This is a genomic window from Actinoplanes sp. ATCC 53533, assembly GCF_003947245.1.
This window is the reverse complement of the sequence record NZ_QHHV01000033.1, coordinates 1-22608: the sequence shown is the minus strand read 5'-3', so window position 1 is coordinate 22608 and position 22608 is coordinate 1. Positions and strand designations below refer to the sequence as shown.

General features: G+C 70.4%; 26 protein-coding genes. 10 read left to right on the top strand and 16 right to left on the bottom strand.

Going from position 1 to position 22608, the window contains the following annotated elements:
* Positions 1 to 24: 24 nt before the first annotated feature.
* The 7 genes from DMB66_RS13190 to DMB66_RS13160 all read right to left on the bottom strand — a co-directional run bounded on the left by DMB66_RS13190 (position 25) and on the right by DMB66_RS13160 (position 4160).
* On the bottom strand, positions 25 to 573 hold the full coding sequence (locus DMB66_RS13190; RefSeq protein WP_125804358.1) for a DUF6226 family protein: 549 nt from the start codon (positions 571 to 573) through the stop codon (positions 25 to 27).
* A 68-nt stretch (positions 574 to 641) separates the two neighbouring features.
* The gene (locus DMB66_RS13185; RefSeq protein WP_125804357.1) at positions 642 to 839 is read right to left on the bottom strand and encodes a DUF397 domain-containing protein; all 198 of its coding nucleotides are present in this window, start codon (positions 837 to 839) and stop codon (positions 642 to 644) included.
* A 188-nt stretch (positions 840 to 1027) separates the two neighbouring features.
* On the bottom strand, positions 1028 to 1222 hold the full coding sequence (locus DMB66_RS13180; RefSeq protein ID WP_125804356.1) for a DUF397 domain-containing protein: 195 nt from the start codon (positions 1220 to 1222) through the stop codon (positions 1028 to 1030).
* A 61-nt stretch (positions 1223 to 1283) separates the two neighbouring features.
* Complete coding sequence (locus DMB66_RS13175; protein WP_125804355.1) at positions 1284 to 2198, bottom strand: helix-turn-helix transcriptional regulator; 915 nt, start codon at positions 2196 to 2198, stop codon at positions 1284 to 1286.
* 179 nt (positions 2199 to 2377) lie between these two features.
* On the bottom strand, positions 2378 to 2815 hold the full coding sequence (locus DMB66_RS13170) for a DUF6232 family protein (RefSeq protein ID WP_125804354.1): 438 nt from the start codon (positions 2813 to 2815) through the stop codon (positions 2378 to 2380).
* Between the two features lie 301 nt (positions 2816 to 3116).
* Positions 3117 to 3551, bottom strand: coding sequence for a DUF6232 family protein (locus tag DMB66_RS13165; protein WP_125804353.1), 435 nt, complete (start codon positions 3549 to 3551; stop codon positions 3117 to 3119).
* Positions 3552 to 3806: 255 nt separating this feature from the next.
* Complete coding sequence (locus DMB66_RS13160) at positions 3807 to 4160, bottom strand: DUF1304 domain-containing protein (protein ID WP_125804352.1); 354 nt, start codon at positions 4158 to 4160, stop codon at positions 3807 to 3809.
* A 176-nt stretch (positions 4161 to 4336) separates the two neighbouring features.
* Here DMB66_RS13160 and DMB66_RS13155 point away from each other — a divergent pair, with 176 nt between their 5' ends.
* On the top strand, positions 4337 to 4801 hold the full coding sequence (locus DMB66_RS13155; RefSeq protein ID WP_125804351.1) for a DUF2231 domain-containing protein: 465 nt from the start codon (positions 4337 to 4339) through the stop codon (positions 4799 to 4801).
* Between the two features lie 90 nt (positions 4802 to 4891).
* Here the strand turns inward: DMB66_RS13155 and DMB66_RS13150 are convergent, their stop codons facing one another.
* Both DMB66_RS13150 and DMB66_RS13145 read right to left on the bottom strand, forming a co-directional pair.
* Complete coding sequence (locus tag DMB66_RS13150) at positions 4892 to 5380, bottom strand: NUDIX domain-containing protein (RefSeq protein ID WP_125804350.1); 489 nt, start codon at positions 5378 to 5380, stop codon at positions 4892 to 4894.
* A gap of 13 nt (positions 5381 to 5393) precedes the next feature.
* On the bottom strand, positions 5394 to 6416 hold the full coding sequence (locus tag DMB66_RS13145; protein ID WP_125804349.1) for a Ku protein: 1023 nt from the start codon (positions 6414 to 6416) through the stop codon (positions 5394 to 5396).
* A gap of 93 nt (positions 6417 to 6509) precedes the next feature.
* Between DMB66_RS13145 and DMB66_RS13140 the strand changes: the two genes are divergently transcribed.
* The 4 genes from DMB66_RS13140 to DMB66_RS13125 are packed head-to-tail and all read left to right on the top strand — an operon-like array spanning position 6510 to position 9427.
* Complete coding sequence (locus DMB66_RS13140) at positions 6510 to 7460, top strand: DNA ligase (RefSeq protein ID WP_125804348.1); 951 nt, start codon at positions 6510 to 6512, stop codon at positions 7458 to 7460.
* Positions 7453 to 8364 (top strand): non-homologous end-joining DNA ligase, encoded by a 912-nt coding sequence (gene ligD, locus DMB66_RS13135; RefSeq protein WP_125804347.1) that lies wholly within the window; start codon positions 7453 to 7455, stop codon positions 8362 to 8364. Before DMB66_RS13140 ends, ligD begins: the two co-directional genes overlap by 8 nt.
* 32 nt (positions 8365 to 8396) lie before the next feature.
* Positions 8397 to 8738, top strand: coding sequence for a PadR family transcriptional regulator (locus DMB66_RS13130; RefSeq protein WP_125804346.1), 342 nt, complete (start codon positions 8397 to 8399; stop codon positions 8736 to 8738).
* Positions 8735 to 9427: a hypothetical protein gene (locus tag DMB66_RS13125; RefSeq protein WP_125804345.1), complete on the top strand. Its 693-nt coding sequence runs from the start codon at positions 8735 to 8737 to the stop codon at positions 9425 to 9427. Before DMB66_RS13130 ends, DMB66_RS13125 begins: the two co-directional genes overlap by 4 nt.
* A gap of 40 nt (positions 9428 to 9467) precedes the next feature.
* Here DMB66_RS13125 and DMB66_RS13120 read toward each other — a convergent pair whose 3' ends face one another.
* Both DMB66_RS13120 and DMB66_RS13115 read right to left on the bottom strand, forming a co-directional pair.
* Complete coding sequence (locus tag DMB66_RS13120; protein WP_125804344.1) at positions 9468 to 11129, bottom strand: DNA repair helicase XPB; 1662 nt, start codon at positions 11127 to 11129, stop codon at positions 9468 to 9470.
* Positions 11130 to 11363: 234 nt separating this feature from the next.
* Entirely contained in the window at positions 11364 to 13799 is a 2436-nt protein-coding gene (locus DMB66_RS13115; protein ID WP_125804343.1) for a helicase-associated domain-containing protein, read from the bottom strand.
* A gap of 83 nt (positions 13800 to 13882) precedes the next feature.
* Between DMB66_RS13115 and DMB66_RS13110 the strand changes: the two genes are divergently transcribed.
* The 3 genes from DMB66_RS13110 to DMB66_RS13100 are packed head-to-tail and all read left to right on the top strand — an operon-like array spanning position 13883 to position 15162.
* Complete coding sequence (locus DMB66_RS13110) at positions 13883 to 14086, top strand: hypothetical protein (RefSeq protein WP_125804342.1); 204 nt, start codon at positions 13883 to 13885, stop codon at positions 14084 to 14086.
* A 16-nt stretch (positions 14087 to 14102) separates the two neighbouring features.
* Entirely contained in the window at positions 14103 to 14729 is a 627-nt protein-coding gene (locus DMB66_RS13105; protein WP_125804341.1) for an HAD family hydrolase, read from the top strand.
* Between the two features lie 46 nt (positions 14730 to 14775).
* Positions 14776 to 15162: a cold-shock protein gene (locus DMB66_RS13100; protein ID WP_125804340.1), complete on the top strand. Its 387-nt coding sequence runs from the start codon at positions 14776 to 14778 to the stop codon at positions 15160 to 15162.
* A gap of 7 nt (positions 15163 to 15169) precedes the next feature.
* Here the strand turns inward: DMB66_RS13100 and DMB66_RS13095 are convergent, their stop codons facing one another.
* The 3 genes from DMB66_RS13095 to DMB66_RS13085 all read right to left on the bottom strand — a co-directional run bounded on the left by DMB66_RS13095 (position 15170) and on the right by DMB66_RS13085 (position 19016).
* Positions 15170 to 15994, bottom strand: a complete 825-nt coding sequence (locus DMB66_RS13095; RefSeq protein ID WP_125804339.1) for a 1,4-dihydroxy-6-naphthoate synthase — start codon at positions 15992 to 15994, stop codon at positions 15170 to 15172.
* A gap of 107 nt (positions 15995 to 16101) precedes the next feature.
* Entirely contained in the window at positions 16102 to 16791 is a 690-nt protein-coding gene (locus tag DMB66_RS13090) for a futalosine hydrolase (RefSeq protein WP_125804338.1), read from the bottom strand.
* 233 nt (positions 16792 to 17024) lie between these two features.
* Positions 17025 to 19016 (bottom strand): MFS transporter, encoded by a 1992-nt coding sequence (locus DMB66_RS13085; protein ID WP_125804337.1) that lies wholly within the window; start codon positions 19014 to 19016, stop codon positions 17025 to 17027.
* 102 nt (positions 19017 to 19118) lie between these two features.
* Between DMB66_RS13085 and DMB66_RS13080 the strand changes: the two genes are divergently transcribed.
* Positions 19119 to 19940, top strand: a complete 822-nt coding sequence (locus DMB66_RS13080; RefSeq protein WP_199752289.1) for a DUF3027 domain-containing protein — start codon at positions 19119 to 19121, stop codon at positions 19938 to 19940.
* Between the two features lie 55 nt (positions 19941 to 19995).
* Here the strand turns inward: DMB66_RS13080 and DMB66_RS13075 are convergent, their stop codons facing one another.
* Entirely contained in the window at positions 19996 to 21189 is a 1194-nt protein-coding gene (locus DMB66_RS13075) for a hypothetical protein (RefSeq protein ID WP_125804336.1), read from the bottom strand.
* A 127-nt stretch (positions 21190 to 21316) separates the two neighbouring features.
* On the bottom strand, positions 21317 to 21574 hold the full coding sequence (locus tag DMB66_RS13070; RefSeq protein WP_125804407.1) for a DUF2530 domain-containing protein: 258 nt from the start codon (positions 21572 to 21574) through the stop codon (positions 21317 to 21319).
* A gap of 148 nt (positions 21575 to 21722) precedes the next feature.
* Here DMB66_RS13070 and DMB66_RS13065 point away from each other — a divergent pair.
* Positions 21723 to 22608: NCS2 family permease (locus tag DMB66_RS13065; RefSeq protein ID WP_148112733.1), on the top strand; the 886-nt coding region annotated here is incomplete at its 3' end.

Genomic DNA, 22608 nt, shown 5'->3' with positions numbered 1-22608 from the left:
CGGACTCCGCGCGACCTGCCGCTGTCACGGACGCCGTGACCAGGGCGCCCATTGCACCGCGGCGGCGAAACCCTCGCGCCTCGCGGCCCGGGCCTCGGCCGCGTCGATCGGCGCCTGCCGGGTGGCCCGCACCCCCGGCCCGATGAGCCGGATGTCGAGCCACGATCCGGTGACCCCGCGCCGGACGCGTTCCCACAGGCCGCCCTCGACGTGCGCGATCACCCGGACGCGCAGGTCGTCGACCAGCTCGGCCGGGTCCTCGGCGCAGTCGTCGCAGCCGCAGCCGGGCAGCGGTTCGAAGAACCATCGGCCGATCCGCAGCACGATCCCGGGATCGGTGAAGGCGATCGACAGCGGCCCGGCAGCGGGACTGCGAGGCATGAGCCGGACGGTGCGCACGACCTCGGCACCGGGCGTGGGCCCGGCCGGCTCCTTGCTTTCCCGCCGGTCGACGATGTAGCGCTCGGTCAACTCATCCAGGATTTCCTCGGCGGTCTCGTGCAGCACGAGAAACCGCCCTGGGTCAGAGACCCGGGAAGAGAAGCTGTCCGGCCGCGGTCCGGTGGCACCCACCAGCGAAGTATGCCGCGCTCGGCCCGCGGCACAGCAGGAAATGCCAAAGGATCAGCGACCGAAAAAGCTCACTCGTTCCGGAACTCTCCGGACGCGAACGCGGCGGCGAAGACGGTCAGTTCGTCCTCGGTGAAACTCAGCGGCTCCTGGCTCGGGTTCTTGCTGTCCCGGATCAGGTACCCGTCGTCAACCCTGGCAACTTCGACGCAGGTCCCGTTGGCGCACTGGCTGCTTCGGCGCCATGTCGGCTGCTCTTGGTTGTTCATGCCTGCTCCTCTGCGACGGTTCCCCGAATAACACGGTAAGGGACGACGAACAGAGGCGGCAGAGGGCAGGAGTGAATGAACCGTCATCCGTGCCGTGAATGCGGCTAATCACCCATTATGTGATCAGGTTTGGTCCACCCTGCGCACGATTTAGGCTATCTTGCGTGCGCAGGGCGGCTAACGGGCCATCAGAAAGTGAACTCGCCAGCCTGCACGCCAGCGACGAACGCCGTCCACTCCTCGCCGGTGAAGGAGAGGGCGGGTTCGTCGGGTCGCTTCGAGTCGCGGACCAGGTAGGTGTCCGCATCGACCCTTGCCACTTCGACGCAGGTCGTGTTTCCGCAGAAGCTGCTCTTCTGCCATGCCGGCACGAGGTTGTTCATCTTTCGCCTTTCGAGCTGACCCCACGCCGGACGTAATCCGAGCGCCGACGTGGCGACCGAATTATTGGGGTTTCTGTCGGCGATCTATGGCGGCCGCCTCGAGTGTGCGAATTCTCGCCTGTACGAAGTCGATCGTGTCTGACTCGTGCACAGTTTCTTGCCACAACTTGTCGTACCGTGAGCGGTGTCGCCGCGTGCTTGATTGTGTTTCTACGACCTCGTCCGTCAGCCCGTTTTCGCGGTAGAGGAGCATCCCTTCGGCGTCCTGGGTGTCGAGCGAGAGCAGATCAAATGTGGCGTTGTTGGACATGGGAAGATCCGAATCGAACCGGATCATCCGGAGTTTGATCACGCTAGAGGTCGCCAACCGGTGCGTCTCTCGCAACTGGTCGGTAAAGACCTGCAGCCCACCGATAGTGCGCATGAGCACTGACTCGTCCAACAGCACGAACAGTTCAACGGATCCGGCGCGCGAAAGTAGCGCCTCTCGGCGCAGTCGTCGTGCTTCGAGTAGGACCTGGACCTTCTCTTCCGGGATTTCGTCCCCGAAGGGCCGGAACAACGCCTCCGAGTAGGCCGGAAGTTGCATCGGGCCGGGAAAGAAATTGATCGAGAAGTAGCGGATCGCCGTGGCTTCCGCTTCGTATTCGATCAACTTGCGGTAGGGGTCGCTGAGCAGCTCTCGCATCTGCGGTTTTTGGTACCAGGCCTGCCGTTGCCGGGTGCGAGCGGTCCGGGCGTCGATGAGCAGCGCACTGACAACTGATTTATCTTTTATGCCCAGATATCCCAGCAGTGGGCGGAGATCGTTCGGAGCAATGGAGACGTCGCCGTTCTCGATCCGAATGACCTTGCTGAGTGACCACTCCATCTGATCGGCCACTTGTTGCTGAGTCAGCTCGGCGGCTTCGCGTGCCTCGCGCAGAGCCAGACGCACGCGACGGCGCGCGACGGTGGGCGAGACTGCCTCAGCCATAGGTCCTTCATCGTTGAAGCGACAGGAGTCGGGTGTGCCAATGTGCGACCTCGCTGATTGCCAGCAGGCATCCAGCGAGGTCGCGTGCCATGCTACTCACCGTCATATCAGGGCGCGACGGTGGGCGGACGGCTTTCATCAAAACGTGACATGTCACCCGCCTGGGACGGTCCGTGATCTCAGGCCGCGGCCAGGTCCTCCCTTCTCCGAACGGGGTGGGTGTTTTCGGGCCTTCTGACTGGGTGCGTGTTTTCGAGGCTTCTGCGCAGAGCGCGGGCGACCTGGTTGAAAACGCGGAGGTCGGGGGCGGAATAGATGGTCACCGTCCCGCCGCGGTAGGTCGCGAGCAGATGCCACAGCCGAGTGGTGCGCCGGCCCGTGACCGACATGATCATCAAGGTGAACAGGATCGCCGCCGCGGTCGCGGTGTAGCCCACTGCGGAGCCGAACAGCATCCAGCTCGTTGCCGCGAGCAGTAGGAGACCGGCGCCGGCCGCCAGGGCTGGGCCCTGGCTCACTCCGGTGAGCGGGCCCCGAACGATGACGATGTTGCGCAGCTCGCCGATGGCGAAGATGTGGGTGGAGGAAGCGCGCCAGACGAAGTGGTCGTCGGTCACGAGAGCATCGGATCCGCGGTAGTAGGTGCGCATCATGACTCCTTCCGTGCTCCTCGGCGAGGAGGGGAAGCCAAGATTCGCGGCTCGGAGAGAATTCCCACCTCGCGGTAGCGATCGGAGCCCGAGGGCAATAACGGCACCCGGTTGCCGCCGGGTGCCGTTTGGTGTGTCTCCCCTTCGAACTCCGCCCGTTCTGCCTGTGACAAATTAGACCACGGCCACCAGTCCGTCGGCTACACCTCAACATGCCATATCGCAGATTGCGAACAAGCCGATTGAAGACTCAACTCGTTTTCGCAGGTCAAGCCGCATCCGCACCCGTCCAGACGGCCGGTGGGCGGGCGTCTTCGATGGCTCGGCGTAGCGCCCGGGTTATCTGGTTGAAGACCCGCTCATCTCCCGACGAATACAACTCCACGGCTGCCCCGCGGTAGGTCGCCCGCAATTGGAATGTCTGGGGCCGCAGGCGCCACATCACCGTTCCCGCTGCCAGTGCCGGCATTCCGAGTGCGACCAGGGCGAGGGCGTACAGCGGAGAGGCCTGCCAGAGCGGCCACGCCACCGCCGCGATGATCAGGAGGCCGGCCGCCGCATGGGCGACGGAGGGCTCGAACCGCTCCACCCGGCTGATCTGGACGTTCCGCAGGTCGCGGATCGCGTACCTCGGCGCGGGGGCGCGGCCTGCGAAGACGGTGCTGGTCACCACGGCGTCGGGCCCACGGTAATAGATGCGCATGGCGAACTCCCCTCCTCTACTCCTTGCGAGGAGAGGGAAGGCGAGCCACCATTGGCGCAGAGAGAATTCCCCGCCTCGCTCGTGCTTCTCACAGACGGCCTCTGGAGGCGACAACGGCACCCGGTTGCCGCCGGGTGCCGTTGATTCTGCTCTCCTGCTCCGCCCTTGTTGCCTTCTCTAGTAGAACACGCCACCAGGCTGAAAGCCATACATCAACCTGCTACCTCGCAGATTGCGTACAGGCCGTATGCGTGGTCAGGCCGCGAGGAGCACCAGCAGCAGGCCGAGCGCAGCCGGGATGACCTGCACGAACAGGATCCGGTAGGTGACCGTCAGGGCGCCGTAGATGCCCGCCACGGCGACGCACGCGAGGAAAAATACCTGGAACGTCAGATCGTCCGAGATGAGGCCGTAGACCAGGCCGGTTGCCAGGAAACCGTTGTAGAGGCCCTGGTTCGCGGCCATGGTCGCGCTCTGTTCGGCGAACTCCTTGGTGGTACCGAACGTGGCCCGCACCCGATCTGTCCGCCACAGGAACATTTCCAGGACGAGGATGTAAAAGTGGATGGCGGCTACCAGGCCGACCACGATCTGCGCTGCCAATTCCATGGCACACCTTCCGGCAACCGGCGCGCACGGCGCGGGCCGGATCTTGGGCAACGATAAGACATCACGCTCTATCGATGGAAGTAACCGTCGACACGGTGCGTTTCACCGGCCCGGTCACCGGGTAGCCGAACTGTCGACGTTGCTGAACGAGCAGGTAGAGGGAGGGTACAGCCGGCATGGACAGCAGACTCCGGATCGCCGATCAGGCCGTACAACCGGTCCTGGTGATGTTTCCGCTCGGCCTGTTCGCGATGGCCGTTCTCTTCGACCTCGGCAACGTCTTCGGCGGTCCCGACATCCTCGGCGTGCTCGCTTACTGGAACGTCCTCGCCGGCCTCGTGGGCGGTGTGCTGGCCGCGGCGGCCTCGGCCGTCGACCTGATGTTCGTCCGCAACGGCACCCCCGCGAAGCGGTCCGGCGTGCTGCAGGGCCTGGTGAACATGGGCGTCCTGCTGGTCTTCGCGGTGATCCTGATGCTGCGCATGCGCACCGCCGACCGGGTCGCCGGCGGCGGCCTGGTCGCGGTCGAACTGCTCGCCCTGGCCGGCGCCGTCTTCGGCGCCTGGTACGGCGGCGAACTGGTCAACCGCCGGCGGACCCCCGCGTTCGCCCGCGCCGAAGCCGGGAACCGCACTTACTGACGGGCGCAGCAGGCTCTCGTGGCGCACAGCCGAAGGTCCATGCGCCACGGCCTCGCCGGTCGGCCGCCGGGCTGACCCGGCGGGGAGACGCTACTTCAGGACCATCCGGCCGGTGGCTTCGAAGGTGGCCAGGTCGGCCAGCACCTCGTCGAGGATCAACGACTTCGGCCCGGGCAGCGCGTCCAGCGGGAAGAAACCGGCGTCCACCGACTCGTCCGTGACCCTCAGCAGCTCGCCCTCCCAGGTGTGGATCCGGAACGACATGAGGATCTGCTGGTAGGTGTGGCCCCACTCGTTGGTGTATGTGTACGACGTGTGGAAGGCGAACGGGGTCAGCGACGTCGCGCGCAGGCCGGTCTCCTCCCAGACCTCGCGGATCGCGCACTCCTCGATGCTCTCGCCCAGCTCCATCGCGCCCGCCGGGATGGCCCAGCGGTGGTTGTCTGAGCGCTGGATCAGCAGGATCCTGTGCTGCTCGTCGAGGATCACGCCCCGGGCACCCACAAACAAGATCGTGTCGGCGTCGCCGACGCTCGTACGGACCCGACCCAGATAAGACTCAGCCCACGTCAATGCCACGGGGCCAGCCTAGTCAGGCGGACTTCTTCGCTGCCTTGGTGGCGGGCGTGACCTTCTTCGCGGGGGCCTTCTTCGCCGCTGTGGACTTGGCCGGCGCGGCAGTCGCCTTCGCGGCGGGAGTCGCCTTCTTGGCCGCTGCCGACTTCTTTGCGGTTGTCGACTTGGTAGCCGTACCGGATGGGGTTTTCTTGGCGGCCGACTTGGCCGCGCCGATCGGGGTCGCGGAGATATCGCGGGCCCGCTCCTCCGGGGCCTCGCCCCGGGCCTTTTTGGCGCGTTCGACGCTTGCCTTGAGCGCGGCCATGAGGTCGACCGCGGCCGCGGGCGCCTCCTCGGCCTCCTCGGGCGCGACGATCTCGCGGCCCTCGACCTTGGCGTCGATGACCTCCTGCAGCGCGGCCCGGTAGTTGTCGGTGAACTCGTCGGCCTTGAAGCTGCCGGCCATCGAGTCGATCAGGGAGCTGGCCATGGCGAGCTCGGCCGGGCGGGTCTCGATCTCCTCGTCGAGGAAGCCGAAGTCGGGGGTGCGGACCTCGTCCGGCCAGAGCATCGTGTTGAGCACCAGTACGTCGTCGTGCACCCGGAGGGTGGCCAGCTGCTCGCGCTGGCGCAGGGCGACCTTGACGATCGCGACCCGGTCGGACTCGGTCAGCGCGTCGCGGAGCAGGACGTAGGGCTTGGCGGCCTGGCCCTCGGGCTCGAGGTAGTAGGCCTTGGCGAACAGCAGCGGGTCGATCTGCTCGGCCGGCACGAACTGCAGCACGTCGATCGCCCGCGAGGTGGTCAGCGGGAGCTCGGCGAAGTCCTCGTCGGTCAGGATGACCATCTCGCCGCCGCCGAGGTCGTAGCCCTTGGCGATGTCGTCGTAGGTCACCTCCTCGCCGTCGATCGAGCAGGTGCGCTTGTATTTGATCCGGCCGCCGTCGGTGCGGTGCACCTGATGGAAGCGGATGTCCTTCTCCTCGGTCGCCGAGAAGAGCTTGACGGCGATCGACACCAGGCCGAACGAGACCGCGCCCTTCCAGATCGCTCGCATATCGACTCCTACCCACCCGTGAGCAGCCCTCGATCAAAGGATCGCATTAGTGAGACGCCTGCGTAAGGTGTTCGCTCTGCCTATGGTGATCGGGTGCCCGGTGCACCGCTTTCGCCCATGCTCGCGACCGCGGGCCCGATGCCGCGCGGGCCGGGCTGGAGCTACGAGTTCAAGTGGGACGGCGTCCGGGTGCTGTCCTCCTTCGCCGGCGGCCCGCCGCAGCTGTGGGCGCGCTCCGGTGCCGTGGTGACGCTCGCGTATCCCGAGGTGGCCGGGCTGTCGCTGCCGCCGGATTCGCTGCTGGACGGTGAGATGGTCGTGCTGGACGCGGCCGGGCGGCCGTCGTTCACCGCGCTGGCCGAGCGGATGCACGTCCGGGACCCGGGCCGGGCGGCCCGGCTGGCGGTGACCCTGCCGGTCACCTACATGATCTTCGACCTGCTCCGGTACGGCGGCGAGCCGCTGCTCCACCTCCCGTACGCGGACCGGCGGGCCCTCCTGGAGAGCCTGGACCTTCCGGCGGGGCACTGGATGGTGCCACCGGCGTTCACCGACGGGCCCGCCACCGAGGCCGCGGCCCGGGAGAACCACCTCGAGGGCGTCATGGCCAAGCGGCTGGACACCCCGTATCTGCCGGGCACCCGGTCGCCGGACTGGATCAAGATCAAGTTCGATCGGACCGGCGACTACGTCGTGGGCGGCTGGCGGCCCGGGGTGCGCAAGCTCGGCGGCCTGCTGGTGGGCGTGCCGGGGCCGGACGGGCGGCTGCTGTTCCGGGGCCGGGTCGGCGGCGGCATCGGCGCGAGGGCCGAACGGGAGCTGCTGTCGGCGCTCGCGCCGCTGGCGACCCCGGAGTCGCCCTTCGTGGCCGACGCGGTGCCCCGGGAGGACGCCCGGGGCGCGCACTGGGTGCGCCCCGAGTTGGTCGCCGAGGTGCGGTACGGCAACCGGACCCCGGACGGCCGGCTGCGGTTCCCGCGTTTCCTGCGCCTGCGCCCGGATAAGTCTCCGGATGAGTGTGCCGAGGAGGACGACGATGGGTGAGCGCTTCGCTGTGCGGATCGAGGGGCGCGACCTCGAGCTGTCCAACCTTGACAAGCTGATGTATCCGGCGGCCGGTTTCACCAAGGGCGAGGTCGTCGACTACTACACCCGGGTCGCGCCGGTGCTGCTGCCGCACCTGCGCGGGCGCGCGCTGACCCGGATCCGCTACCCCAACGGTGTCGCCGGCGTGCACTTCTTCGAGAAGAACGCGCCGGGCGGGACGCCCCCGTGGGTGCGGCTGGCGACGCTGCCGGTGCCCGGCTCGACGATGGCCCGCGAGACCATCGACTTCGTGGTCGTGGACGAGCTGGCCACCCTGGTCTGGGTGGCGAATCTCGCCTCGCTGGAGCTGCACACGCCGCAGTGGCGGATCGGTGCGGACCCCGACCTGCTGGTGGTGGACCTCGACCCGGGTGCGCCCGCCGGGCTCAAGGAGTGCTGCGGCGTCGCGGTGCTGATGCGCGACCGCCTCGCCGAGGACGGCCTGACCGCCCATCCCAAGACCTCCGGGAAGAAGGGCATGCAGCTGTGCGTGCCGATCGCCGGGACGCAGGACGCCGAGATCGTCGCGGAGTACGCCAGGCAGGTCGCCGAGGAGCTGTCGGCGCGGGTGCCGGGGTCGATCACGGCCAAGATGGCGAGGGCGGTGCGGCCCGGCAAGGTCTTCATCGACTGGAGCCAGAACAGCGCGGCGAAGACGACGGTGGCGCCGTACTCGCTGCGGGCCATGGAGCGGCCGACCGCCTCGACCCCGCTGACCTGGGACGAGGTGGGGGAGATGGCGCTGGGCTCGGTGCCGGTCCGGCAGTTCGGCGCGACCGAGGTGCTGGCCCGGGTGGAGCTGCACGGCGATCTGCTGGCCGATTTGCTGGAGCCGGGGCCACCCGTACCGGTTCGTCATTGAGCTACCTTGCATGGCAAGGTACCCTGTGCCGCATGGCCGATGTCGCGCAGCTCTCCACCAGCCTCCGGCGGGGGACGCTTGAATTCTGCGTGCTCGCCATGGTCGAGCACGAGGACCGCTACGGCACGGAGATCGTCCGGCGCTTCGGCGAGGAGCGAAACCTCGCCGCCTCCGAGGGCACGATCTACCCGCTGCTGTCCCGGTTGCGCCGGGTGGGTTGGCTGGACAGCAAGTGGAGCGAGTCGCCGTCCGGGCCGCCGCGGCGCTACTACGCGCTCACCGACACCGGGCGGTCGGCGCTGGAGCATTTCCGCTCGGAGTGGGTTTCCTTTCGACAGACCGTCGACCGTCTCGTAGGGACCGGTGGGGCATGAGCAGCAACAAGACCGAAGACGCCGTCGCGGAGTATCTGCACGAGCTGGAGCTGCGGCTCTCCGGCCTGCCGGTGCTGCAGCGCCGCGAGTTGCTCGCGGAGATCGAGGCGCACATCACCAACGAGCGCGTCGAACGGGCCGTGGCCTCGGAAAGCGACGTGCTGGAGCTGCTGGAGCGGCTCGGCAGCCCGGAGATCGTGGCGGCCGCGGCATACGAGGAGGCCGGGATCGGCGACACCCGCCGGCAAGTGCTCGCCTATGCCGGGGCGACCCGGGCGGCGGTGCGGCCCCTGCCGCCCATCCCGCCGCCGCCGGACTCGCCGCCGCCCGCGTACGCCGCCGGCCCGTTCCCGCCCGCGGCGGGCTTCGGCCAGTCGTCCTACGCCGGATACCGTCCGTTCGACGGGCCGCCGCCGGTCGTCGGGCCCCCGTTCGCGCCCCCGCCCGCAGCCAAGGAGGAAAACGGCACCGGGCTGCGCGTGGTGGTCGGGGTGGCGATCGCCGCCGTGGTCTTCGTGCTGCTCGGCTGCCTGGCCGGAGCCTTCATGCTGACCTCGGGCGCGACCGTCGACGAGGCTCCCGTGGCGACGGTGGGCGAGCAGGATCGGGCCGAGTTTGAGCGAGCCGTGCCGGCCGCCCCCGAGCGGCCCGATCCGGTCGCGCCCGAGCCGCAGCCGACGGCCGAGTGATCACACCCCGCCGTCGGCGCTTCGGATGGCCTCGGACGGGTCAGTCGACCTGCGGCAGCGGCGGGCCGAGCACGTCGTCCGCGTCGACGATCGTGTAGGCGTAGCCCTGCTCGGCCAGGAAGCGCTGCCGGTGCGCGGCATATTCCGTGTCGATCGTGTCGCGGGACACCACCGTGTAGAAGTGCGCCTGGCGGCCGTCGGCCTTCGGGCGTAGCACCCGGCCCAGCCGCTGGGCCTCCTCCTGCCGGGAACCGAACGTCCCCGACACCTGGATCGCCACGGCGGCCTCGGGCAGGTCGATGCTGAAGTTGCCGACCTTCGAGATCACCAGGGTCTTCAGCGAGCCCGAGCGGAACTCGTCGAACAGCCGCTCGCGCTCCTTGTTCGTGGTCGAGCCCTGCACGATCGGGGCGTCCAGATATTCACCGAGCTGGTGCAGCTGGTCGATGTAACCGCCGATCACCAGCACCTGCTCGTTGGGGTGCTTCTCGACCAGGGCGCGGACCACCGGCAGCTTGGTGCGGGCGGTCGCCGCCACCCGGTAGCGCTCCTCGGCCTCGGTCACCGCGTACGTCATCCGCTCGGCGTCGGTGAGCGTGACCCGGACCTCGGTGCACTCGGCCGGGGCGATCCAGCCCTGCGCCTCGATGTCCTTCCAGGGCGCGTCGTACCGCTTCGGGCCGATCAGCGAGAACACGTCGCCCTCGCGGCCGTCCTCGCGCACCAGGGTCGCGGTCAGTCCCAGCCGGCGGCGGGCCTGCAGGTCGGCGGTGAAGCGGAAGATCGGCGCCGGCAGCAGGTGCACCTCGTCGTAGATGACCAGGCCCCAGTCGCGGGCGCCGAACAGGTCGAGGTGGGTGAACGCGCCGCCGCGCCGCGAGGTGAGCACCTGGTAGGTGGCGATCGTTACCGGGCGGATCTCCTTGCGCTCGCCGGAATATTCGCCGATCTCGTCCTCGGTCAGCGACGTGCGGGCGACCAGCTCACGCTTCCACTGCCGGCCGGCGACCGTGTTGGTCACCAGGATCAGCGTGGTCGCCTTCGCGGTGGCCATCGCGGCCGCGCCGACCAGCGTCTTACCGGCGCCGCAGGGCAGCACGACCACGCCGGAGCCGCCGGCCCAGAAGCCGTCCACCGCTTCCTGCTGGTATGACCGCAGGTGCCAGCCGTCCTCGGCCAGGTTGATCTCGTGGGCCTCGCCGTCCACGTATCCGGCCAGGTCCTCGGCCGGCCAGCCCAGCTTGAGCAGCGCCTGCTTGAGCCGGCCGCGCTCCGAGGCGTGCACCGCGATCGTCTCGTCGTCGAGACGGGCGCCGAGCATGCCGGCCAGCTTTTTGCTCTTGGCGACCTCGATCAGCACGATCCGGTCGAGGCCGCGCAGGACCAGCCCGTGCGACGGGTCGTTGATCAGCTGGAGCCGACCGTACCGGTCCATGGTCTCGGTGACGTCGACCAGCAGCGCGTGCGGCACCGGGTAGCGGGAGAACTTGATCAACGAGTCGACCACGCCCTCCGCGTCGTGCCCGGCGGCGCGCGCGTTCCACAGGCCCAGCGGCGTCAGCCGGTAGGTGTGCATGTGCTCGGGGGAGCGCTCCAGCTCCGCGAACGGGGCGATCGCCATCCGGCACGCCTTCGCGTCCGGGTGGTCGACTTCCAGCAGCAGAGTCTTGTCGGACTGGACGATCAATGGTCCGCCGGTCACCAGGTGCCCTTCGACGAGCGAGAGAAGACCCTCCAGTGTGACACGGCCACTTGGGCGACGAACTCGCATGGGTTTTCGCCGCGGTCGGGCAACGCACTGAAGAAGGTTGATCCCATGTGCAACGCTTCGCTCAAGTTCGGCGTTTAACCAAGCAGCACGTTTAACCAAGCAGCACCAGCGGACGGCGGGCGGGTCGCGCGCGAGCAGGGTAACGGGGGCGCGCGGTCCCGGCCGTCACTCCTCCACCACGGCGGCCGTGATCCGGTGCAGCGCGAATGTGTGCAGCGTCTCCGTCCGCTCGTCCTCCGCGCGCAGGTAGCCGGCGCTCAGCGACACCGGCCGCACCAGCCGCGACAGGGTCGCGCCGTGCGAGTCCACGTAACCGACCCAGACCTGGGCCTTGTCCCGCACCGCCTGCTGCAGGACAGCCATCGCCTGGGTGTGCGCCTGCACCGAGGTCAGCCCCGGCACCTGCTGGCCGTTCGCGGCCCGGACCGTGACCGGCGCGCGGCGGGCCGCCCGGGTCGCGACATCCCCGCGCCGGATCTGCTCGACCACGCCGGCCAGGCGCGGTCCGGCCAGGATCGGCGGTCCGGCCTGGTCGCCCAGCCGGGAGGAGACCGGGGTACGCGTCACCGCGCGGCGCACCTTTGGCCGGGCCAGCACGGCCGACCCGGCGGCGTCCTCGGCGACCGGGGCGAAACCGGCGTCCCGCAGCGCACCCAGCAGCCGGGCGAGCTGCAGCGGGCTGCACAGCACCGTGGGGGCCAGCCGGCGGAACGCCAGCGTGCCCAGCCGCTTGTCGACCAGCACCTCGGCGATCAGCGCCTCGTCGTCGCTGCGCAGGTAGGAGCCCGCCGAGCCGGCCCGCAGGCCGCCGTGCTTGCGAGCGGCGTCGTCGATCATGTAGGTCAGCGCCTGCGGCACCGGGGTGCGCGACCGGCGCTGGAAGAGCCCGTGCAGGTCGGCGGCGCTGTAGCCGACGTCCAGGGCGCGGCGCACGCTGGCCGTGGTGACCCGGTGCACGCTCGCGCCGCCGGCGGACTCCGGCTCGGCGACGACGTCCAGCTCCGCCGCCAGTTCGGGCTCGGGCGGGCCCGGCACGACCACCGACAGGTCGGCCTGGACCAGCACGTGATCGACGGGCGCGGGCAGCAGCGCGTCGAGGGCACGGACGGCCTCCGAGGCGCCCGGCACCCGGCCGCCACCCGGGCCGGCCCCCAGCGGGTCGGTGTCGGCGGCCGGCGCCTCGGTCCACAGCTGTCGCCCGTACGAGGTCAGCGCGCCCAGCCCGGTCACGCCCAGCGTGGCGGCCCCGGCCAGCACGTCGCGGTGGGCCGCCTCCCGGCCACGGGCCCGGCGGGGCGCCTGCCAGGCCAGCAGCTCGAGCACCTCGGTGGCCTTGGGCGCGGCGCCGGGCGGGAGGGCGGCCAGGGCGGCCAGCACCTCCCGGCGGGCCTGCGGTGCGCCCGCCCGCTCGGCGTCCGGTGCCAGCGGGTTGATCGGCCGGTCCCGCTCGTCCCGCTGGCCGACCAGGCCGGGCTGCCGGGTCATCGCCAGCCACGAGTTGGCCAGCGCCTCCCAGCGCTGCGCGATGCTCAGCGCCCGCCACAGGTCGTACCCGCCGGTCGGCAGGAAGATCTCGTCGACCAGGCCGGCCGCCCGGCTGTTCGTGACGCCCCGGCCGGTGCCGGCGGCGTCCGCCTCGCCGATCAGGCCGGCCGCGTACGCCACCTCGATCAGCAGCGCGGCCGCGGGCTCGTCCAGGTTTGCGGCGCGGGCCAGCCGCTTCAGGTCGCGGACGCCCAGCCCGCCGGTCTTCAGCACGGCGGCTGGCTCGGCCGACAACGCCTCCAGCAGCGTCTCGACGTACCGGACCGCCTCCATGACCTGCCCGGCGCCGGCCGAGTCCACGGACTTCGGCTCGCGGACCGGGCCCTCGGGAGCCGGCGGCAGCGGGCGCAGCAGGCCCAGCGGCCCGGAGTCGCGGCGCAGCAGCAGCCCCACCTCGCGGGGCAACTCGACCAGCTCGCCGTCGGGGCGCGGGGCCCGGCCGGCCTCGGAGACCGGCACGAGGATGTGCTGGTCGATCAGCCACTGCACCGGCTCGGCGATCCTGCCGCCCGAGCTGAGCGCGCCGACCGGCGGGCCGGCCGCGAGCCGGTCGAGCACGGCCCGGGCGCCCGGCGGCGCGGCCAGCACGGCCCGGCGCAGCCTGGCCCGGTCCGCGCACAGGGCCGCCGTCTGCGGGTCCAGATAGTCCGCGGGGCGGCCCAGACCGGCCGGATACGGCGAGGTGACCTCGTCGACGGCGCCGACGATCTGCAGCGCGTCCTCCGGGCCGACCAGCAGGAACCGGGCGCGCAGGCGGTCGATCGCCACCCGTACGTCGGCCGGGCCGGCGGTGGCGGCGGCCAGCTCGACGATCGCGGCGACCGAGGTCAGCGCGGTCTCCTCGGCCCGGCTGAGCCGCGCCGCGTCCAGCACGGCGAGGGTGAACTCGTCCAGCGCATCGAGGCAGCGGGTCACCGAGCCCCGGGACTGGGCGCGGACGGCCAACGCGGAGACATCGGAAGGTACGGGCACGACGAGATCCGGGCGCAGCTGGATCAGCGCCCCCAGGGCGTCATCGGTGAGCGACCGGAGCTGGTCGGCGAATGCGGTGGCCATCGTTCTCAACGCTAGCCGCCATGGGACGATGGTGCCGGGTCCGGGGCGTGGCCGGACCGAGCGAGATTCAAGGGGAGTGACCTGTGGGGGCTGACAACAAGGTGCCGGGCACGTCGGGTTCGGGCTCGCGGAAGGCGGCTGGTCAGCAGTCTCCGATCAAGGACGGCCACCTCGCCGTGTCCGAGCTGATCTCCGACCGGCCGGCCGCGCCGTCGCCGTTCGGCGACGACCAGAGCTTCCCGCTGCCGGTCGAGCGCCTGACCTACAAGGCCATCACCAAGCTGTGACGGGGTCGCCTCAATCATGACGGGGGCTGTCGGGTTCGACCTGGACATGACCCTGATCGACTCCCGGCCGGGCATCCGCGAGGCCTACCGCGCGCTGACGGCGAAGACCGGGGTGTGGGTCGACGCCGACCTCGCCGTCACCCGGCTGGGTCCGCCGCTGCGCACCGAGCTGGCCGAGTGGTTCCCGCCCGATCAGGTCGAGGAAGCGGTCACCACCTACCGGGCGCTGTATCCGGACTATGCGATCGCCCCGACGGTCCCGGCTCCCGGAGCCGTCGAGGCGCTGGCGGCCGTTCGCGCGCAGGGCCTGCGAGTGGTGATCGTCACGTCCAAGCTGGGCCGGCTCGCCGCCCTGCACCTGGCGCATCTCGGCATGACCGCCGACGAACTCGCCGGTGACCTGTTCGCCGAGGGCAAGGCGGCGGCGCTGACCGAGCACGGAGTCGAGTGGTACGTGGGCGACCACGTCGCCGACATGGTCGCCGCGCGCACCGTCGGGGTCTCCGGCATCGGTGTCGCCACCGGCCCTTGTGGTGAGGACGAGCTCCAGGAGGCCGGTGCGGCGTACGTGCTGTCCGACTTGACCGGCTTCCCGGCGCTGCTGCGAAAGATAACGGTTGGGCCCGGCTCGGGCGCTGGATAACCTTGCGGTGAGCAATCGAGTCCAATGAGTGAAGTTGAGGTCAGCGGTGCCCACGGGTCGAGTGAAGTGGTACGACGCGGCAAAGGGTTTCGGGTTCGTCACCAGTGACGAGGGCGGGGACGTTTTCCTGCCCAAGGGCGCGCTGCCCACCGGGACCGCGGACCTGAAGGCCGGTCAGCGGTTGGAATTCGGCGTGGTGGACAGCCGTAAGGGCGCCCAGGCGATGGGCGTCAAGGTGCTGGACGCGCCGCCCACGATAGCCCAGCTGCGTCGCCGGCCCGCCGAGGAACTGCACGGCATGGTCGAGGACATGATCAAGGTGCTGGAGGCGAAGATCCAGCCGGATCTCCGCCGCGGCAAATATCCGGACAAGCGCACGGCCGAGAAGGTCGCGCAGCTCGTCCACGCGGTCGCCAGCGAACTGGCGGTCTAGACACCCGCTAGCCCAGCGGTTTGACCGCCGGGGTGAGTCCCGCCGCCGTCGCGCGCCCGAGCAGGGCGTCGGCGGCGGCGAACCCCTCCGGACCCAGGTCGAGAGTGAACTCGTTGACGTAGAGCCCGATGTGCCGGCGCACCACCTCCGGCTCCATCTCCTGCGCGTTGGCCAGCACGAACTCGCGGCTCGCGTCGGGGTTGGCCCAGGCCATGCTGACCGACTTGCGGATCCATTCCGCGGCCTCGGCCGGGTCGACGGCGCCCTTGCGCGCCAGGATCGCCCCCAGCGGGATGGGCAGCCCGGTGTCGCCCTCCCACCACTCGCCGAGGTCGGCCAGCGCGGTCAGCCCGTAGCGGGGGTAGGTGAAGCGGGCCTCGTGGATCACCAGGCCGGCGTCGAACCGGCCCTCGGCCACCCCGGGCATGATCTGGTGGAACGGGACGACCTCGATGCGGGCCGGCGGATGCTTTTCCGACCAGAGGCGGAACAACAGGTATGCCGTGGTGCGGTCGCCGGGCACCGCCACCGTCGCGCCGGTCAGATCGCCGTCGGCGAACCGGCCGTCGCCGCGGGTCAGCACCAGCGGGCCGCAGCCCCGGCCGAGCGCACCGCCGCAGGGCAGCAACTCGTAATCGTCGAGCAGCCACGGCAGCGCCGCGAAGCTGACCTTGACCAGGTCGAACGCGCCGCGCTCGGCCGCGATGTTCGTGACGTCCACGTCGGCGAAGGTCAACTCCACCGGCTCGGCACCGGGGATCAGACCGTGCACCAGAGCGTGAAAGACGAACGTGTCGTTGGGGCAGGGCGAAACCGCCAGTGAAAGCGCCACGCCCTCACGGTAACGAGGTCGGCCCGCCGACACCCGCAACGAGCGGTGTCTGCATTGCCACACGTAGTTTCGCCCACACAGCCGCGCCCCACCCACTGTCCACAGGGTTATCCACAGGCTGCCGCGGCGGCGTCGGTGAGCGCGGAGAATGCTTCACGGAGGCGCCAGGCGGCCCGGTCGCGCGGGCCGACCGGGTTGGAGACGGTGCGCAACTCGGCGAAGGGGACGCCGGCGGTCTGCGCGGCGCAGGCCACGCCATACCCCTCCATGGCCTCGGCTGCGGCCTGCGGGTGGCGGGCCTGGAGGGTGGCTGCGGTCCGGGCCGTGCCGGTGACGGTGGCCAGGGTGAGGATGTCGCCGACGACGGCGGCGGGGAGGGCGGTGGTCAGGCTCTTGAGCAGGGTCGGGTCGGCGTCGAGCAGGTTGCTGCCGAAGCCGAGCTGATCCACCGGAAGGAAGCCGTCGGGAGACTCGGCGCCCAGGTCGGCGGCGATCGTCCGGGCACCGATGACGGTCGTGCCTACCGCGGCCCGGCCCGGGAAGCCACCGGCGATGCCGGCGCTGATGACCGCGCGGTACGGGGCCCGGGCGGCCTCGGCCAGGGCCAGGAGGCGGGCGGTGCCGGCGGCCGCGGCGGCCGGGCCTACGCCGACGGGAGCGACGACGACCGTGCCGGGGTCGACACCGGAGGCTTGGACGCCGGCGCGGACGGCTACGGCCTCGGCCTCGACTGCGGTGACGATGAGCAGGCGTCCGGGCGGCTTGGTCCGGTCCAGTGGCGCGGGTTGGTCTGGCATTGCGGGTTGGTCTGGTGGCGCGGGTTGGTCTGGTGGCGTGGGTTGGTCTGGTGGCGTGGGTTGGTCTGGTGGCGCGGGTTGGTCTGGTGATGTGGGTTGGTCTGGTGGCGTGGGTTGGGCTGGCATTGCGGGTTGGTCTGGTGACGTGGGTTGGGCTGGTATCGCGGGTTGGGCTGGTGACGCGGGGTGGACTTGCGGCGAGGGGTGGTCTTGCTGCAGGGGGTTGTCGCGCCTCACTGGTTGGTCTCGTCGTGGGAGTCGTTGCTGTTGCTGTTGCCGCCGTTCGAGGCCGAGGTTGGGCGGTAGATGTGGAAGCCGGGGGGCGCGAGGTTGTCCTTGGGTGCGCCCGCGCTGGTGTTGCCGGCCGCCGCCCTTGTCTTGCCGGTCGCTCCTGCCCGGTTGGCGGTCGGCGTCCGGTCGGTAGTCGGCGGCCGGCTGGCCGGCGAGGTCCTGGTGGGGTCAGTCCTGGTCGGATCCGGTTGTCCGGCTTGGGAGGGCGTCGCCGGTGCGGTTGCTTTTCGACCCGAGCCGGGGCTTGTGCTCGGCGGCGCCGTCGCCGGCTTGCGGGAGCCGGAGCGCGAGAAGAGGCGGCGCTTGGGCGCGGCGGATTGGTTGCCCCCGGCTGAGTCGTCTGCCGCTGACTCTTGGTCGCCTGACGTTTGTCCTGCGGCCTGGGTGCCGGGCGTTTGTCCTGGGGCCTGGGTGCCGGGCTTTTGTCCCGGGGCCGCGCGGTCGGCGGGGATCGATGATGCCCGCGGTGGCCGCGGTGGGCGGGCCGTGGCGGCTCCGGCCGGGGCCGGTGAGGTCGGGATCGTCTCGGTGGGTGGGGTCTGCTCGGACGGCGAGGGCTCTTCCATCGCCACGTCCGGGCGGCCGTGCAGGCGTTCCTTGTGCAGGCGGCCCGCCACGACCGTGCCGCGGACCGCCGCCGCCACCGCGAACGCCGCCATGATCGAGACGCCCAGGCGGCCGTTCAGCGGGATGATGCCGACCGCGCCGCCGACCACCCAGGCGATCATCAGCACCGTTTCGGAGTGCGCGAACGCGCTTGCCCGGAGCCGTTCCGGCACCCGTTCCTGGATGCTCGCGTCGACCGTCAGCTTTGAGATGCCGCTGAAGATCGAGGCCACCAGCGACAGCAGTGCCACCATCGGCAGGGTGAAGAAGATCGCGGTCAGCACCGCCACCCCGGCCGTGATGGTCAGGCCGCTTGATTGCAGGGCGGTCGGGCGGCGGATGCGCAGCCGGGTGCCGACCGCCGTGGCCAGGAAGGTCCCCACCGCCAGTGCGCCGCCGACTAGCGCCACCGCGCCCTGGCTGCCGATGTCGCGGCCGAAGAGGGTCGTGCCGAGCGAGCCCGCCTTGACCGCGAAGGCGAAGTAGAGCAGCAGGAAGCCGTACAGGCAGCGGAAGCTCGCGCTGCCCACCAGGGTGGCGATCACCAGTTTGCCGGAGAGCGGGCGGTCCTCGCCGCGGCGCAGCCGCAACACCGTGCGGAGCGGCCGGGGGACCGCCTCGGGCGGGTCGGAGTCGGCGCGTGGCGGCAGGCGCAGCGAGATCACCATGCCGACCAGGAAGATCACCGCGGCGACCCGCAGCGGCCACTGCGGACCGAACCAGAACGCGGCCAGCCCGATCGGCGCGACCACCGCGCCGGCGAAGGTGCCGTACACGCTGGCGCGGGCGCCTACCTGGGACAGGCCGATGCCCTCGGGCAGCAGCCGGGGCACCGCGGCCGAGCGGGCCACCCCGTATGCCCGGGACAGCGCCAGCACGCCGAACGCCGCCGGGTACAGCCCCCAGCCCAGCAGGTTGTCCGCGATCACGTACGCCAGGAACGCCCGGCCCAGCATCGTCACCGCCAGGGCGTACCGGCGGCCGTGCCGGAAGTGGTCCAGCAGCGGGCCCACCACCGGGGCCAGCAGGGCGAACGGCACCATCGTGATGAGCAGGTAGAGCGCGACCTTGCTGCGGGCCTCGCCCAGCGGCACGTTGAAGAAGATCGTGCCGGCCAGGCCGATCGCGATGAGGGTGTCGCCCGCGCAGGAGATCGCGTGCAGGTCGAAGAGGCGGACCATGCCGACCTCGTTGGCAGCGCCGCGGGCCCGGGCGTCACCGACCCGGCGGGTGGCCCAGGCGCTGCCGCGCACCGATCCCCGCACCAGCATCCGGAGGGCCTTCACGCTGGTGCCGACAGTGCGTCCGATAGTGGGAAGCAGCGGCATCGCCCCATCCTGTCGCATCGAGGCACCTTCCGTCCCCTCCCGGGTGCGGAGATCTGGGGGAGTCGCTGCGTCGGCCGCCCACGAGTAGGGGACAATGGAGGCGTGACGACCAGGACCTCAGTGCGTGCTGCCCGACTCGACCAGGTCTGTGCCGATGCTGTCGGGGTTGCGCGCGGCGCTATCACCGAGGTGGACCCGAGTGACATCGGTGACCACGTCGAGGCGGTCGCCGAGGGCGACCGGGTGGTGACCCACTTCTTCGAGAGCCACCTGGCCGGCTACAAGGGCTGGCGCTGGGCCGTGACCGTGACCCGGGTGCCGCGCTCCCGGCACGTCACCGTCTGCGAGACCGTGCTGCTGCCCGGCCCCGACGCGATGCTGGCCCCCGCCTGGCTGCCCTGGAACGAGCGGGTCCAGGCCGGCGACCTCGGCGTCGGTGACCTCATGCCGACCGCCCCGGACGATGACCGGCTGGCCCCGGGTTACGTGCTCAGCGACGACGCCGCCGTCGAGGAGTCCTCCTGGGAGCTCGGTCTCGGCCGGCCCCGGGTGATGTCCCTCGAGGGCCGCATGGAGACCGCGCAGCGCTGGTACGACGGCGACGCCGGCCCGGAGGCGCCGATCTCCACCGCCGCCCCGCGCAACGCCCGCTGCGGCACCTGCGGTTTCTACCTGCCGCTCGCCGGTGCGATGCGTTCCATGTTCGGTGTCTGCGGCAATCTGTACGCTCCCGACGACGCCAAGGCCGTCAGCGCCGACCACGGCTGCGGCGCGCACTCGGAGGCATTGCTCGGCACGTCGGAGCAGCCGGTCGAGGAACTGCCGACGGTCTACGACGACAGCGAGGTCGAGGCGGTCGCGGTCAGCCGTGCGCACGGCTCGGTCGAGGCCGGTGAGCCCGCGGAGCCGTACGGCCACAGCTAGACCTGTTACGGATCGGTCCAGGGCGCGCCCGGAGGCGGCGCCCTGGACCGATTTGTCAGACGGTCTTGCGGCGGCGGCTCGCGTACGCGAGGAAAACGCCGAGCGCGACTAGAGCAGCGCCCGTGCCGAGCACCGTGGCGGTCGTCGGTCCGGTGATCGGCAGGCTCGGATCGTCGGAGCCGCCCCCGGTCCCCCCGCCGTTCCCGGATCCGCCGCCGGTCACCGCGGCGCCGACCCGCACCGCGAAGGCGACATTCTCGTCAGTCGTGAACTCTTGACCCCGGGCCAGCGACGCTGCATTGGACTGGGCGGCCTCCCGGGCCCTCTCATCCAGCTTGGGTTCCGCGGTCGTGACCGCGGCGACCGTCCACTCGCCGCCGGTGAGATCGGCCGGACCCTTCGCGTCCTTGTCCACCACGATCGGCATCGCGATCCGGTACGACGAGTCGTTCTTGTCGATCTCCGGATCGAAGATGAACGGACCCATGCGCGCGTCGTCCCAGACACAGGTGGCACTGCGCTTGTCGGCCGAGAATTCGCAGTTGGCGAGGCCGTCGGTGATGAAGCGGACGCCCTCGGGCAGCTTGCCGACGGTGCGGACGCTGGTCGTCGTCACGGCACCGTAGTTGTAGATTTCGCCGAACGCCTGGCTCTTGCCTCCCGGCGGAATGGGCTTGCCGTTGTATTGCTCCGCGTAATCCCCGGTCGTGGATACGCCGCCGGAGGAGGTCAGGTCCTCCAACTGACTCACAGTCTCCGCGGAGACGTTCAGGGCGGGGCTTCGGTCGGTAGGAGTCACGACCGGGATGCGCTTGCTGTTGTTCGCCGCTTCGCTGTCGGTCTCGACGGTCACTGTGGCGGTCAGCTCGCCCACCGTGCCGGGGGCCGCGCCGGCCGGCCGCCAGAACACCGCTCTCACGCTCGCCGACTTGCCCGGCTTCGGGAGGCCGTCGTTCTTGCCCAGGTCTTTGCATTCCAAGACCGCACCGGACGCGGGGCAGCCGGCCGGCCCGATGATCGTCACCCGGGACTCGTCGATCGTCGAAGTGTCGAGAGCCAGGGTCAACTTGTCCGGCGTCGTGGTGCCGTGGTTGGTGATGGTCGCCTCGACGACGGTCACCCCGAGTCCGGTGATGCTGCGCAGGTCGACGCCGAAGTCGACCTCGGCGGCCAGGGCCGGCGTGGCGGTGATGGTCACCGCGCCGGCGGCGAGCAGTGCCGCCGAGCCGATTCGCGTGAGATGTCGCATCAACATTTTCGAGTTTTCTCCCCGTGTCCCAGAGTCAGGAGGCGGCCGCGGAGAAACACCCAGCGGCTCGCGCCCGCGCACGGTAGCGAAGATCTCTCAGGCGGGCGACCCCGCACCCCGCTCGGCGTTACGCCGTTTCGGTCACCGTGAACTCGGGGTGCGACAAGGCGCGCCGGCGGCGCCGGTTGGCGTCGTGGCGCAGCATGGTCAGCAGGCCCGGGATGCCGCACAGCGTGCCGGCCAGGCAGGTCCACAGCCAACTCTCCGGCGCGCCGGCCAGCAGCAGGATCACCCCGGCGACGACGAAGGCGGCCGTGCCGGCGAGCGCGAACGGCACCATCGGCGGGTCCAGCGGCTCGGGTCGCGGCTTGGTGCCCGTCACCATGTCGAGGCCGTGCGGCTGTTCGTGCGGAGCGGGGGACAGGTCGGCCACGACCATCAGACTACGTCTGTGGTGATCGTCCGTGTGCCCTCGTGATGGTTGTAACAGTTCTGATCTTTTGCCGAGGTCAGCGTTCTGATTTGATGCGCGAATGTCCACTGCTGCCGCCGAGACGGACGCTGGTTCGTCCGGGCGTACCCCGAAGAACGCCTTTGACAGATTTTTTGAGATCTCGGCCCGCGGCTCGTCCGTCGGCCGGGAGGTTCGCGGTGGTTTCGCCACCTTCTTCACGATGGCCTACATCGTGGTGCTCAACCCGCTGATCCTGGCGGCCGGCGTGGACGCGGTCGGCGGCAGGCTGCCGGTCGCGGCGCTGGCGGCGGGCACGGCGCTGGTGGCGGGCGTGATGACGATCCTGATGGGCGTCGTGGCGCGCTTCCCCCTGGCGCTGGCGGCCGGCCTCGGCGTCAACGCCCTCGTAGCGTACGAGATCGCGCCCGAGATGACCTGGGCCGACGCGATGGGCCTGGTCTTCATCGAGGGTGTGATCATCGGCATCCTGGTGCTGACCGGGCTGCGTACCGCGGTCTTCCGGGCCGTGCCCACCCAGCTGAAGACGGCGATCGGCGTCGGTATCGGCCTGTTCCTGATGATCATCGGGCTGGTCGACGCGGGCTTCGTGCGCCGCATCCCGGACGCCGCGGGCACGACCGTGCCGGTTGAGCTGGGTCTGGGCGGCAAGCTGACGACCTGGCCGGTGTTCGTCTTCTGCGTCGGTCTGCTGATCACGCTGGTGCTCTTCGTCCGCAAGGTCAAGGGCGCGATCCTGATCGGCATCCTGGTCAGCACGGTGCTGGCGGTCATCGTGGAGGCGATCGCCAAGGTCGGCCCGTCGTTCGTCGACGGCAAGCCGAACCCGGCCGGCTGGTCGCTGAACGTGCCCGCGTTGCCGGACAAGATCGTGGATCTGCCCGACCTGTCGCTGCTGGGCAAGTTCAACGTGCTCGACTCGTGGGACCGGGCCGGCTGGCTGGTCG